The sequence below is a fragment of the Pseudomonas fungipugnans genome (assembly GCF_029955235.1).
In the GTDB taxonomy this organism is placed as follows: Bacteria; Pseudomonadota; Gammaproteobacteria; order Pseudomonadales; family Pseudomonadaceae; genus Aquipseudomonas; species Aquipseudomonas fungipugnans.
On the sequence record NZ_JARBWL010000002.1, the window covers coordinates 1774838 to 1786838 of the forward strand.

The 12001-nt window shown below is 59.3% G+C and carries 16 protein-coding genes; 12 read left to right on the forward strand and 4 right to left on the reverse strand.

Going from position 1 to position 12001, the window contains the following annotated elements; translation table 11 throughout:
• Positions 1-100 precede the first annotated feature (100 nt).
• Entirely contained in the window at positions 101-2392 is a 2292-nt protein-coding gene (bglX, locus tag POF45_RS23015) for a beta-glucosidase BglX (protein WP_282316839.1), read from the reverse strand.
• A gap of 263 nt (positions 2393-2655) precedes the next feature.
• On the opposite strand from bglX, the gene POF45_RS23020 reads away from it, so the two are divergent.
• From POF45_RS23020 to POF45_RS23045, 6 genes are all read left to right on the forward strand, one after another.
• On the forward strand, positions 2656-3264 hold the full coding sequence (locus POF45_RS23020; protein WP_282316840.1) for a LemA family protein: 609 nt from the start codon (positions 2656-2658) through the stop codon (positions 3262-3264).
• A 34-nt stretch (positions 3265-3298) separates the two neighbouring features.
• Complete coding sequence (locus POF45_RS23025) at positions 3299-4048, forward strand: TPM domain-containing protein (protein ID WP_282316841.1); 750 nt, start codon at positions 3299-3301, stop codon at positions 4046-4048.
• Positions 4049-4091: 43 nt separating this feature from the next.
• Positions 4092-4709: a TPM domain-containing protein gene (locus POF45_RS23030; RefSeq protein ID WP_259500250.1), complete on the forward strand. Its 618-nt coding sequence runs from the start codon at positions 4092-4094 to the stop codon at positions 4707-4709.
• Positions 4710-4835: 126 nt separating this feature from the next.
• Complete coding sequence (locus POF45_RS23035) at positions 4836-5138, forward strand: helix-turn-helix transcriptional regulator (protein ID WP_431978615.1); 303 nt, start codon at positions 4836-4838, stop codon at positions 5136-5138.
• A complete protein-coding gene (locus POF45_RS23040; protein WP_259500254.1) occupies positions 5125-5481 on the forward strand; it encodes a putative holin in 357 nt (118 codons plus the stop codon). Before POF45_RS23035 ends, POF45_RS23040 begins: the two co-directional genes overlap by 14 nt.
• Positions 5481-5774 carry a phage holin family protein gene (locus POF45_RS23045; protein WP_282316842.1) on the forward strand — a complete coding sequence of 98 codons (294 nt, stop codon included), beginning with the start codon at positions 5481-5483 and terminating at the stop codon, positions 5772-5774. The genes POF45_RS23040 and POF45_RS23045 overlap by 1 nt, the downstream gene beginning before the upstream one ends.
• A gap of 8 nt (positions 5775-5782) precedes the next feature.
• Here the strand turns inward: POF45_RS23045 and POF45_RS23050 are convergent, their stop codons facing one another.
• Complete coding sequence (locus POF45_RS23050) at positions 5783-6208, reverse strand: helix-turn-helix domain containing protein (protein WP_259500259.1); 426 nt, start codon at positions 6206-6208, stop codon at positions 5783-5785.
• Between the two features lie 300 nt (positions 6209-6508).
• Between POF45_RS23050 and POF45_RS23055 the strand changes: the two genes are divergently transcribed.
• The 3 genes from POF45_RS23055 to POF45_RS23065 all read left to right on the forward strand — a co-directional run bounded on the left by POF45_RS23055 (position 6509) and on the right by POF45_RS23065 (position 8500).
• Entirely contained in the window at positions 6509-6787 is a 279-nt protein-coding gene (locus POF45_RS23055) for an Ogr/Delta-like zinc finger protein (protein WP_259500261.1), read from the forward strand.
• Between the two features lie 2 nt (positions 6788-6789).
• A complete protein-coding gene (locus POF45_RS23060) occupies positions 6790-7152 on the forward strand; it encodes a hypothetical protein (protein WP_259500263.1) in 363 nt (120 codons plus the stop codon).
• Between the two features lie 133 nt (positions 7153-7285).
• A complete protein-coding gene (locus tag POF45_RS23065; protein WP_282316843.1) occupies positions 7286-8500 on the forward strand; it encodes a class I SAM-dependent methyltransferase in 1215 nt (404 codons plus the stop codon).
• Between the two features lie 33 nt (positions 8501-8533).
• On the opposite strand, the gene POF45_RS23070 is transcribed toward POF45_RS23065, so the two are convergent.
• Positions 8534-9424 (reverse strand): DMT family transporter, encoded by an 891-nt coding sequence (locus POF45_RS23070; protein WP_259500268.1) that lies wholly within the window; start codon positions 9422-9424, stop codon positions 8534-8536.
• 254 nt (positions 9425-9678) lie between these two features.
• Here POF45_RS23070 and POF45_RS23075 point away from each other — a divergent pair, with 254 nt between their 5' ends.
• The 3 genes from POF45_RS23075 (at position 9679) to POF45_RS23085 (ending at position 11029) form a co-directional block, all read left to right on the forward strand.
• A complete protein-coding gene (locus POF45_RS23075) occupies positions 9679-10260 on the forward strand; it encodes a DJ-1/PfpI family protein (RefSeq protein ID WP_282316844.1) in 582 nt (193 codons plus the stop codon).
• Positions 10261-10274: 14 nt separating this feature from the next.
• Entirely contained in the window at positions 10275-10580 is a 306-nt protein-coding gene (locus POF45_RS23080; RefSeq protein WP_259500272.1) for a ribbon-helix-helix domain-containing protein, read from the forward strand.
• Positions 10581-10684: 104 nt separating this feature from the next.
• Positions 10685-11029, forward strand: coding sequence for a YegP family protein (locus tag POF45_RS23085; RefSeq protein ID WP_259500273.1), 345 nt, complete (start codon positions 10685-10687; stop codon positions 11027-11029).
• Between the two features lie 80 nt (positions 11030-11109).
• Here POF45_RS23085 and POF45_RS23090 read toward each other — a convergent pair whose 3' ends face one another.
• Positions 11110-11997: a dihydrodipicolinate synthase family protein gene (locus POF45_RS23090; RefSeq protein ID WP_282316845.1), complete on the reverse strand. Its 888-nt coding sequence runs from the start codon at positions 11995-11997 to the stop codon at positions 11110-11112.
• Between the last annotated feature and the right edge of the window lie 4 nt (positions 11998-12001).

A 12001-nucleotide genomic window follows, 5' to 3' on the forward strand; every position in this document is an offset into this window, starting at 1 on the left:
TCAGCTCGCGATGGCGGTTTAACAGTCAACAGCGATGTTGAATGTTATGGCCTCTTCGCGAGCAGGCTCGCTCCCACAGGGTTTTGCGGTGTTTGCGCGATTACAGCAACTCAAAACTCTGCTGCGTCACGTCCTGGGAATCCAGGCCGATCTGCACGTTGAACTTGCCCGGCTCCGCCGCGTATTTGAGTTGGGTGTTGTAGAACTTCAGGTCATCCTCGCTGATGCTGAAGTGCACGGTTTTCTGTTCGCCGGCCTTGAGCATGATCTTCTGGAAGTTCTTCAACTCTTTGACTGGACGGATCATCGAGCCGGTCACGTCCTGAATGTACAGCTGCACCACGGTTTCGCCATCACGCTTGCCGGTGTTTTTCACACTGACGGTGGCGTCGAGTTTGCCGGTCTTGTTCAGGGTGGTGGACGACAGCGCCATGTCGCTCAGGCTGAAGTCGGTGTAGCTCAGGCCGAAACCGAACGGGAACAGGGGGCCGGTGGTGTCATCGAAATACTGCGAGGTGTAGTTGCCCGGTTTGCCCGGCGTGAACGGCCGGCCAATGCTCAGGTGGTTGTAGTAGGTCGGAATCTGACCCACCGAGCGCGGGAAAGTGATGGGCAGTTTGCCCGATGGGTTGTAGTCGCCGAACAGCACGTCGGCGATGGCGTTGCCACCCTCGGTGCCGCTGAACCAGGTTTCCAGAATCGCGTCAGCCTGGTCCTTCTCTTCGAGAATCGACAGTGGCCGGCCATTCATCAACACCAGTACCAGCGGTTTGCCGGTGGCTTTCAACGCCTTGATCAGTTCGCGCTGACTGGCGGGGATGTTCAGGTCGGTGCGGCTCGACGATTCGTGGGACATGCCACGGGATTCGCCTACCGCTGCGACTACCACGTCAGCCTGCTTCGCCGCTTTCACGGCTTCGTCGATCATCTCCTGGGCTGAACGGGCATCGTCCACCACTTCCGGGGCATCGAAGTTGAGGAAGTTGAGGTAGTCCACGACCTTCTTGTCGCTGGTGATGTTGGCACCACGGGCGTAGATCAGCGTCGATTTGTCGCCGAGTGCGCGGCTCATGCCGTCGAACAGCGTCACCGACTGCGCCGGTTTGCCGGCTGCCGCCCAACTGCCCATCATGTCGATTGGCGCCTTGGCCAGCGGGCCGACCAGGGCGATCTTCGCGGTTTTGTTCAGCGGCAGGGTTTCGTTCTGGTTTTTCAGCAGCACCAGGCTGCGGCGCGCGACGTCGCGGGCTTCGGTGCGGTGCAGACGGCTTTCGGCATAAGTGTCGGCCGGATCATCCTCGGCCTTGCCGATGCGCAGGTACGGGTCCTTGAACAGGCCCATGTCGTACTTGGCGGCCAGCACTTCACGCACGGCGTTGTCGATGTCTTTCTGCTCGATCTCGCCGGCCTTCAACAGCCCTGGCAGCTCTTTGCCGTACAGGGTGTCGTTCATGCTCATGTCGATGCCGGCCTTGATCGCCAGCTTCGCGGCTTGGCGACCGTCAGCGGCAACGCCGTGCTTGATCAGCTCGACAATTGCCCCGTGGTCGCTGACCGCCAGGCCCTTGAAGCCCCAGTCCTTGCGCAGCAGGTCGTTCATCAGCCAGGTGTTGGCGGTGGCCGGCACCCCGTTGATCGAGTTCAGGGCAACCATCACCCCGCCGGCGCCGGCATCAATGGCGGCGCGGTACGGTGGCAGGTAGTCCTGGTACATCTTGACCGGGCTCATGTCGACGACGTTGTAGTCGCGACCGCCTTCGACTGCGCCGTACAAGGCGAAATGCTTGACGCTGGCCATGATGCTGTCAGCGGCGTTGGCACCCGAACCCTGAAAGGCCCGGACCATCACCCCAGCGATGCGCGACACAAGGTAGGTGTCTTCGCCAAAGCCTTCGGAGGTGCGGCCCCAGCGCGGGTCGCGGGAAATGTCGACCATCGGCGCGAAGGTGAGGTCGAGGCTGTCGGAAGCGGCTTCCCGGGCAGCGATGCGCCCGGACAGGCCGATAGCGTCCATGTCCCAGCTCGACGCCAGGGCCAGCGGGATCGGGAATATGGTGCGGTGGCCGTGGATCACGTCATAGGCGAAGAACATCGGGATCTTCAACCGGCTGCGCATGGCCGCATCCTGCATCGGACGGTTTTCCGGACGCGTGATGGAGTTGAACGTGCCACCGATGTTGCCGGCGGCGATTTCCTTGCGGATCATCTCGCGGGGCATTTCCGGGCCGATGCTGATCAGGCGCAGCTGGCCGATCTTTTCATCGAGGGTCATTTGCTTCATCAGGTTGCTGATGAAGGCGTCCTTGTTTTCCAGAGGTGCGGGGGTCGTGGCGGCCAATACGGTTTGACTGGCCAGGCTGACGAACAGACCCAGCAAACACAGCTTCTTCATGAATGGTTTTCTCTAAAGCCTAAACGGCCGTGAATACGCGCCGGTCAGCCAAAATGTAGGGAGCGACTATTGTTGTTCGGGTGTTGTACTACTTATTGCAGCACCTTCTTGTGGGCTACGGTGTCACAACCGAATATTGCTGGGCATCTTTTAGCCCATTGGCACGCTGCAATCCAGTGGCGGCGGCAGATTTTGCCTCGTAAGCCCGGTTCACGGGGACTCGGCAGTTTTTCAACGTAATGGGCAAAGGGAGCGTCAACCAGATGAATGTACGACACCACTATCGGTCAGGCCTGCGGGTTGCAGTCCTGATGTTGCTGACCACGCTGATGGCCGGCTGCGGCATCAACACAATTCCGACCCTCGACGAACAAGCCAAGGCCGCGTGGGCCCAGGTGCAGAACCAGTACCAGCGCCGCGCCGACCTCATCCCCAACCTGGTGGAAACCGTCAAGGGCTATGCCAAGCATGAAGAGGACACCCTGACGGCGGTGGTCGAGGCGCGTGCCAAGGCCACGTCCATCCAGGTCGATGCCAGCACGCTGGATAACCCGGAAAAACTCAAACAGTTCCAGCAGGCCCAGGATCAACTGACCGGTGCCCTGAGTCGCCTGATGGTGGTCTCCGAGCGTTACCCGGACCTCAAGGCCAACCAGAATTTCCTGGCGTTGCAATCGCAACTGGAAGGCACCGAGAACCGTATTGCCGTGGCGCGCCGGGATTTCATCCTCGCCGTGCAGAAGTACAACACCGAAATCCGCACGTTTCCGGGGCGTCTGTGGCACAGCGTGATGTACAGCAATCTGCCGATTCGTGAAACCTTCGAGGCGACCACGCCCGATGCCGAAAAAGCACCGCAAGTGAAGTTCTGAACGCCTGCGAGCGTCACCACGGATGAGGTTGCCAATGCGTGTGTTGAAGATGGGCCTGGTGTGTCTGCTCTGGGTGTTTGCCGTCACGGCCCAGGCCGAGTTGAAGTTCCCGGCGCTGACCGGGCGGGTGGTGGACAACGCCCAGATGATCGAGCCGGCGGTGCGCGAGCAGCTGTCGCAACAGCTCCAGGCCCATGAAGCCGCTACCGGCGAGCAACTGGTGGTGGTGACAGTGCCCGACCTGCAAGGCGCCGACATCGCCGACTTCGGTTATCAGCTCGGTCGCGCCTGGGGCATCGGCCAGAAGGACAAGAACAACGGCGCGCTGCTGATCGTCGCCCGTGACGAGCGCAAGCTGCGGATCGAAGTCGGTTATGGTTTGGAGGACCGCCTGACCGATGCCCAGAGTTCGGTGATCATCAATCAGGTGATCACGCCGGCGTTCAAGACTGGCAATTTCAGCAAGGGCATCAGCGACGGGGTCGCGGCGATGCTGGTGGTGCTGGGCGGCAATGCGCTGGACGAGCCGTCAACGGTTTATGAGTCGCGGGGCGATCCGCAGGACGACTTCGTCTCGCGTCACCCTGGCGTCTTCATCTTTTTGGTGATGCTGTTCATCCTGATCGTGTTCATCTGCCAGATGCTCGGTATCCTGCCCACCGGCCGGGGCGGCTCCGGGGGCGGTGGTTTCGGCGGGGGCGGTTTTGGTGGCGGCGGTGGCGGCGGGGGCTTCAGCGGCGGCGGGGGCGGTTTCGGCGGCGGCGGGTCGTCGGGCGGCTGGTAATCGCGCGGTGGCTCATAACAATAAACAGCAGGCATTCATAACCATGGCATTACTCACTGAACACGAACAACGCAAAGTCGCCGAGGCGATTGCCCGGGTCGAGCGCGACACCGACGCCGAACTGGTCACCGTACTCGCGGCCCGTGCCGACGACTATGCCTACATCCCGCTGCTGTGGGCCAGTCTGCTGGCGCTGGTGGTGCCGGGTGTCGTGCATTACCTCACCGGTATCTTGACCATGCACAGCCTGCTGCTGGTGCAGTGGGCCAGCTTCATCGTGTTGTGCCTGGTGTTCCGTATTCCGCAAGTCACTACCCATCTGATCCCGCGTTCGGTGCGCCACTGGCGGGCGTCAAACCTGGCGCGGCGGCAGTTTCTGGAGCAGAACCTGCACCACACCGTCGGCGGCACCGGCCTGCTGATTTTTGTTTGCGAGGCCGAGCGTTATGTGGAGATTCTGGTGGATGAGGGGATATCCAGGCACGTGGACGGACAGTGTTGGGATCCGATTGTCGCGACGTTCACCCGCCAGGTGAAGCAGGGGCAGACGTTGCAGGGTTTTGTAACGTGCATCGAGGCCTGCGGCGAGTTGCTCAAGGTGCATGTGCCGGTGACGCAGGTGCGTAACGAGTTGCCGAATCGGTTGGTGGTGCTGGGCTAGCGCTGATTATGTAAGGCGCCTGTTTACAACCCCCGCGCGTTGTCTGGCCCAAGGCTTGTCTTCAAGATCTTTCTCTATTAGCGAGCGCCCTGTGACGGGCGTTTTGACATAGAGGGAGTGCTTGTCATGTCAATGCATCAACCGCTCGGCCCGTTGGTTTGTGCGTCGGCCAGTGAGGAGGGGAATATCCCACCGGCCCAGCTGACCAATAAGGAAATACAAACCCTGATGTGGTTTTTTCAGGGAAAAACATCCTGGGAAATCGCCAGGATCCAGAATTGCTCCGAAGCCACGATCAATTTTCACTTCGCCAATATTCGCCGCAAATTCGCTGTCAGTTCCCGCAGCGCCGCATTGCTCAAGGCGATTGAGTTGGGCGTCATTCCCGTCGGAAAAAACGATCAGCGAGGCGCCCATGAGCCTGACTGATTCAGCCTACAACAGTATCGGTGCGATGTTGTTGGGAGTAGGCGTCGCAACTCTGCCCGTGATCGACGGGGAGGTGCTGTTCGGTGCGGCGCTCGGGGCATGGCTTGTCACCACCACGCGTAGCAACTTCAAGGCCTGGCAACGTATCGGCTCCTGGTTGCTGTCGGCGGGTGTCGGCTATCTTTTTACCCCCGTGGCGTTGCCGCTGGTGCCGTTTCTGACCGGGGGCGTGACCGCATTTTTCTGTGCGCTGGTGGTTATTCCCGTCAGCATCAAGCTCATGCAATGGATCGACGGTGCCGGGATCGGCGAAATCATTCGGCACCTCAGGGGGCGTGGGTGATGGGCGATACGATGGTTGTACTGGTGCTTGTGACGGGGGTGGCTCATTTGCTGAGCGCCTTCAGGCTGGCCTGTTACCAGCGTGACGAAGCGCGTCATCGTTGGCGCGAGGCACTGGTGATCAGTTTGTGCGGAGGGATGTTTTGTCTCGCCGGTATCGATGTACTTCTGGACTTCGCGTCAGTGAGCCCATGGCATGCCATTGTGAGTGTTTTGTCGTGCGCACTGATTCTTCGCTGCGGTGGCAACATCGCTCTGTTGTGGCGGGTCTTGAAGTACCGGAATGTCGAATAATTCAGGGGTTACGAATCGATGGAGTGTTGAAGTGCGGTCAGGATAGCGGTCATTTCTGAAAGTTTGAGTTCCATGTCGCGCAGACGTTTCTTTTCCTCCATTGCACTTTGTATGGCGCAACGCTCATCTTCATCGAGCATCCGCCATAGGCCAAGAATATTGTCCTCACGCTTTGTATTTTCTTGACCGGTTTGGGCGGGAGCGGCGGGTGCATGCCGCAACATCGGCCCCTCACCCAGTAACAACCAGTCAAGAGAGATGCCTCGCGTTTGTGCTATTTCTACGCATAATGAGTACGGCGTGCTATCGCGGCCTTTCCAGCTGCTAAGCGTTTGAGGACTGATCTGCAGCGCAGAAGACAGAGAAACGTCAGTTTTTGTGCCGGTAACGTGCTTCAGTCGCGCCAGGACAGCTTGAGATTTTTTGCTACGCAATTTGAGCCTCTTCCTTTTGACATATGCTTTTTGAGTGCATAAATTATGCGCAATGAGTATTTTTGCATGAGTAAGCAAGCAATCGTCAACTATGAATCAGAAGAATGCGATGTCGAAACTTCCTAATGGTATCAGAGCAAATTTCCTACAAACCGGTCTGTGCGAATTACTTGGCTGCCCGTTGCACTTCCTTGTGTCTGACAGATGTTATTCGCGAGTCCGGGCTGGAGCGATCAATGCTTCAAGCAGTATTGCTTTTGATCAAGTCGATTACCACCAAATGACTGTCGGGAATCAAGTATGAGTACCTACAAAATGGTGTGTCCGCACTGCCTGAGCCGGATGCGCATTCGCACCAGCGAAGGCCGTCATATTTTCCTGCGGGTGGCGTATCTGCAATGTACATCGGAAGCTTGCGGCTGGTCGGTGCGGGCCGAGTTCGAAATGACTCATGAGCTGTCGCCCAGTGGCATGCCCAACCCGGATGTGCATTTGCCTTGCGCCGGGCCGGACCTGCGTCGTGCCGCGCGGCCTGTTGCACCGCCCCCCCCGCCGATGGAAGCGATACTGGAGGCTTGAGCATGAAAGAGGTCGATGAGAGTCCGCAACTGAATGAGGAGTTACTGGCGATCGCCCAGGCATTTCTTGCCCGTCATGAAGGCGATGTATTGATCGATGATCAGGTGCTGTTCTGTCGTGCCGTGAAGCACTTGCAGAGTGTTGATGTGCCGATGCACATGGCGGAAAGACTGGTCAGTCATGCCTATGGAATTCTCAAATCCAGCAACGATCGTCGGCGACTGGATATTGCCGCCAGCTCCGAGACGGTGGCCGTGGTCACGGACCCCGCCAACGGTCTGACCTGGGCGGTGCCGGTGGGGCTGATTGTCAAATACGTCATCAACGCGCCGACCAATCGCAAGCTTCGGCTGGTGGAGCCCTGAGGTTTCAGTGAGTGTTATTCAGGTCTTGGTCGGCGTGACCGGGACCTGGAGCAAAATAACCCCGTGCCCTGAAGCGTCATCCCCCCTAAAATACCGGTCACTCCCCGATTCGCACCGCCGAGGCGATTTTTACATGTCCGTTACCGCTACTCCCACCAGCCTCGCGCCGGATCACCATGCGCAGTTCGTCGACCTGCTGCAGACCAGTCTTGACCACAACGCCTTCATCAAACTGGTGCTGGCCAAGTATGTCGGCACTGAGGCGGACTTGCAGCGACTGATCATCAAGCAACTGACGGTCAAGGATCAGCCTTGTCTGTCCTTTGTCTATCGCTACAAGACCCGCGACATCACCAAGAATTTTCCGCTGGCCGAAGGCGTGGCGACCATTGCCGCTTTGCTGCCGGTGTCGTTTAAAAATGCGCATTTGCTGACGCTCACTGACGAAGCCCAGCTCGAATACAGCAAAAAGGGCAAGAGTTCGCTGTTCAAGAGCAAACCCCAGCAATTGCGTGAAGTGCCGTCCGCCGAACACAACCGCGAGAAAAACCGCTTCCTCGACCTGAGCCGGCCGTTCCTCAAGGACCTGGGCGTGACCAACGGGCAGCACGAACTGATTCCGGCCATGTCGCGCAAATGGAAGCAGATCAACAAGTTCATTGAAGTATTCAGCCATGCGCTGACGTCTTCGCCTCTGGCGCTGGACAAGCCGGTTCGGGTGGCGGACTTCGGTTCAGGCAAGGGCTATCTGACCTTCGCTATTCACGACTATCTGCGCAACACCCTGAACGCCGAAGGCGAAGTCACCGGTGTCGAGTTGCGCGAAGAGATGGTCAACCTGTGCAATACCGCTGCCGCAAAGCTGGAGCATCCGGGGCTGGTGTTCAAGTGCGGCGATGTCCGCAGCGTGGCGCCCAGCGAGCTGGACGTGATGATCGCCCTGCATGCCTGCGACATTGCCACCGATTACGCGATTCACACCGGCATTCGTTCCGGCGCCTCGATCATCATGTGCTCACCGTGCTGCCACAAGCAGATCCGCCTGCAAATCCAGAGCCCGGCGTTGCTCAAGCCGATGCTGCAATACGGGCTGCATCTGGGTCAGCAGGCGGAAATGGTCACCGACAGCCTGCGTGCGTTGTTCCTCGAAGCCTGCGGTTACGAGACCAAGGTGTTCGAGTTCATCTCACTGGACCACACCAACAAGAACAAGATGATTCTGGCGGTCAAACGCGCCGAGCCGGTGGATCCGGCCCAGTTGCTGGTGAAGATTCAGGCGCTGAAGGATTTCTATCACATCAGCGAGCATTGCCTGGAGACGCTGCTGCGGGCCGACGGCTACCTCTAACCCTGTGGGAGCGGGCAAGCCCGCTCCCACAGGTCATGCGTTTGCCACGCGTGCAGGACTTATCGTGGTCTTGCGCCCCAGCATCACCGTCACGATCACTCCGGCCGCAAACAGCCAAGTGATCGGCTCGACGTGTTCACCAAAGAACAGCGTCGAAAACGCAATCGTGAAGAATATTTGCAACAGCTGAATCTGACTGACCCGCGCAATACCGCCCATCGCCAGCCCCGCGTACCAGGCGAAAAAGCCGATGAACTGCGAGAACAACGACACGTAGCCAAAGGCCCACCAGGTTCTGGCCGAAATCGCGCCCTGATGTTGCAGCGCCAGGTACAGCACCGGTCCGATCAGAAGAGGTGTGGACAACACCAGCGCCCAGCAGATCACCTGCCAGCCGCCCATCTCTTTGGCCAGTCGGCCACCCTCGGCATAGCCCAGGCCGCCCACCGCAATCGCACCCAGCATCAACAAATCCCCGGCCTGGATACTGCCGGCACCGCTGATCAGCGCATAACCGAGTACCAGTGCGCTGCCCAAGGCGGCACAGGCCCAAAAGGCTTTTGATGGGCGTTCGTGAGACAGCCAGGCGGCATACAGTGCGACGCACAACGGTTGCAGGCCGTTGACCAGTGCACCGTGGGACGCCGGCAAGGTTTGCATGGCCCACGCCGACAGCACCGGAAAGCCAAGAATGACCCCGGCGATCACCAGCGTCAGGCCTTTGACCTGCGCCCAGGTCGGCCATTTCTCCCGCCGCCACAGCAACAGCAACGCTGCCGGCACCGCCGCAAACAACGCCCGGCCCAGGCCGTTGAGCAGTGGATGAATTTCCTGCACGACGATGCGTGTAAAGGGCAGGGTGAGGCTGAAAATCACAACGCCGAGCAGGCCCAGGGCCATGCCGGTGTTTTCGCGTGAGGACATGATGGCAACCAGAATCGAGAGTGGCGGGAAGGTCTTCATCTAGCCACAAAGTCGTTGGGTTTCGCGCTTACAGCTGTGCACGGAAATATCCGTACAGTTGCCGCGATACCTGTGGTCAGAGCGCCTGCTCCCTCGCCACAAAGGCTGAATCCGGAACGGGTGGCCCGTAGTAGCTGGGTATTACCCGACCTGACGGATAAGGGCTACCTTGAATACTCCTGCAAGCCCACGCTTTTCCCCGAGGAGTTCATCCCATGGCTGCGAAAAAAATACTGATGCTGGTCGGCGACTACGTCGAAGACTATGAAGTGATGGTGCCGTTTCAGGCGCTGCTGATGATTGGCCACACCGTGCACGCCGTGTGCCCGGAAAAAACCGCCGGCCAGACCGTGCGCACAGCGATTCACGACTTCGAAGGTGATCAGACCTACAGCGAAAAACCCGGTCACCTGTTTGCCCTGAACTTCGATTTCGCCAAGGTCGATGCCGCCGATTACGACGCGCTGCTGGTGCCCGGCGGTCGTGCGCCGGAGTACTTGCGCCTGAATGAGAAAGTCCTGGACCTGGTGCGCGCGTTCGACCAGGCCGGCAAGCCGATTGCTGCTGTTTGCCACGGCGCGCAGTTGCTGGCGGCGGCGGGGATTCTTGAAGGCCGTGAGTGCAGTGCCTACCCGGCTTGCGCCCCTGAAGTACGCCTGGCCGGTGGTACGTTTATCGACATTGCCGTGACCGAAGGCCACGTTCAAGGCAATCTGGCCACTGCTCCGGCCTGGCCGGCACACCCGAACTGGCTTGCCGGTTTCCTCGGTTTGCTGGGCACCAAAATCACGCTGTAACGAGGGCCCCACGCATGTGCGAGCTGTATGTCAAAGCCGACCCGATTCTCTACGAATCGCGCTCCCGCTCGTTACGCATCTGCGGGGTGGTGACCACGCTGCGCCTGGAGAATCAGTTCTGGGACATCCTCAGCGAGATTGCCGAAGCGGATGGCATGACCACCAATCAACTGATCGCCAAGCTGTATGAAGAGGTGATGGATTATCGCGGCGAGGTAGTGAATTTCGCTTCGTTCCTGCGGGTGAGTTGCATGCGCTATTTGAGTCAGCGACGGGTGGTTGGGGCGGGGTTGGCGGTGGTTCGTACGGCAGTGAAGTAGCCGAGCCTGTGACAATGATTGCCTGATATGGGCGGTGGCTAAACTGGGTAGACGGTCTTTAATGGAAGGCGACTTTCACGGGATCAATCGACAGGAGCAGCACCATGTCCGGATGGTACGAAGTGAGTAAGACCAGCAGCGGTCAGTTTCGGTTTGTGCTGAAAGCGGCCAACGCCGAAACCATTCTCGTCGGCGAGCAATACACCAGCCGCGGCGGTGCCGACAACGGCATTGCCGCCGTGCAGAACAACAGCCCGCTGGACGAACGCTACGAAAAAAAGACCACCAAGGACGGTCATCCGTATTTCAACCTCAAGGCCGCCAATCACGAAATCATTGGCAGCAGCGAAGCCTATTCATCGGAAGCAGCGCGGGAAAAAGGCATCGCCAGCGTCAAGGCCAACGGGCCGACGAAAGTGATCAAGGACAAGACGTTGCCAGTACTTTGATCACAATCTTCAGACCCGGCGCACCCCCCCTGTGAGAGAAAGCCCGCTTCCACAGGGGGAGTTTTGTGTGTGCTGAACGATCAGCGCAATGCGGTCAACAAGCCTTGCAGTTGACTGTGTCCCGCGTCACCCAGCGGGAAAACCGGCAGCCGCGGATTGCCGGCTTCGAGGCCGGTCATGCTCAGGCCGGCCTTGATGGTGGCCGGCAAGCCGCCCTTGAGGATGAAGTCCAGCAGCGGCAGCTGACGATAGAACAGCGCTCGCGCCGTGTTCAGGTCGTTGGCCAAGACCGCCTCATACAACGCCAGATTGAGCTGCGGGATCAGGTTTGGTGCTGCCGTGCACCAGCCTTTGGCCCCGGCCGCAAACGCTTCCAGTGCCAGCGGGTTGCAACCGTTGTAGAACGGCACCTGACCGTCGCCCAGCAGCTGCAGTTTGTGCATGCGCTGAATGTCGCCGGTGCTTTCCTTGACCATGGTCACGCTGTCCACGGTATTGAAAATCCGCAGGATCAACTCCACCGACATGTCAGTGCCGCTGGTGGCCGGGTTGTTGTAGAGCATGATTGGCACACCGACGCTGTCACCGATGGCGCGGTAGTGGGCGAGGATTTCCGCCTCGGTCAGTTTCCAGTACGAAGCTGGCAGCACCATGACCACGTCGGCCCCGTGAGCCTCGGCGAAACGAGCGCGGCGTACGGCTTTGGCAGTGGTCAGGTCGGATACGCTGACGATGGTCGGTACCCGTTTGGCCACGTGCTTGATGCTGAATTCACTGACCTGATCCCACTCCGCATCGCTCAGGTAAGCACCTTCGCCGGTGCTGCCCAGCGGCGCGATGGCGTGGACGCCGCTGTCGATCAGACGGTCGATGGAGCGCCCGAGGGCGGCCAGGTCGACCTGCTCGCCGTTGGCGCTGAACGGGGTGATGGTGTAGCCGATGATGCCGTGAATGTTGGGGGTCGACATGGTG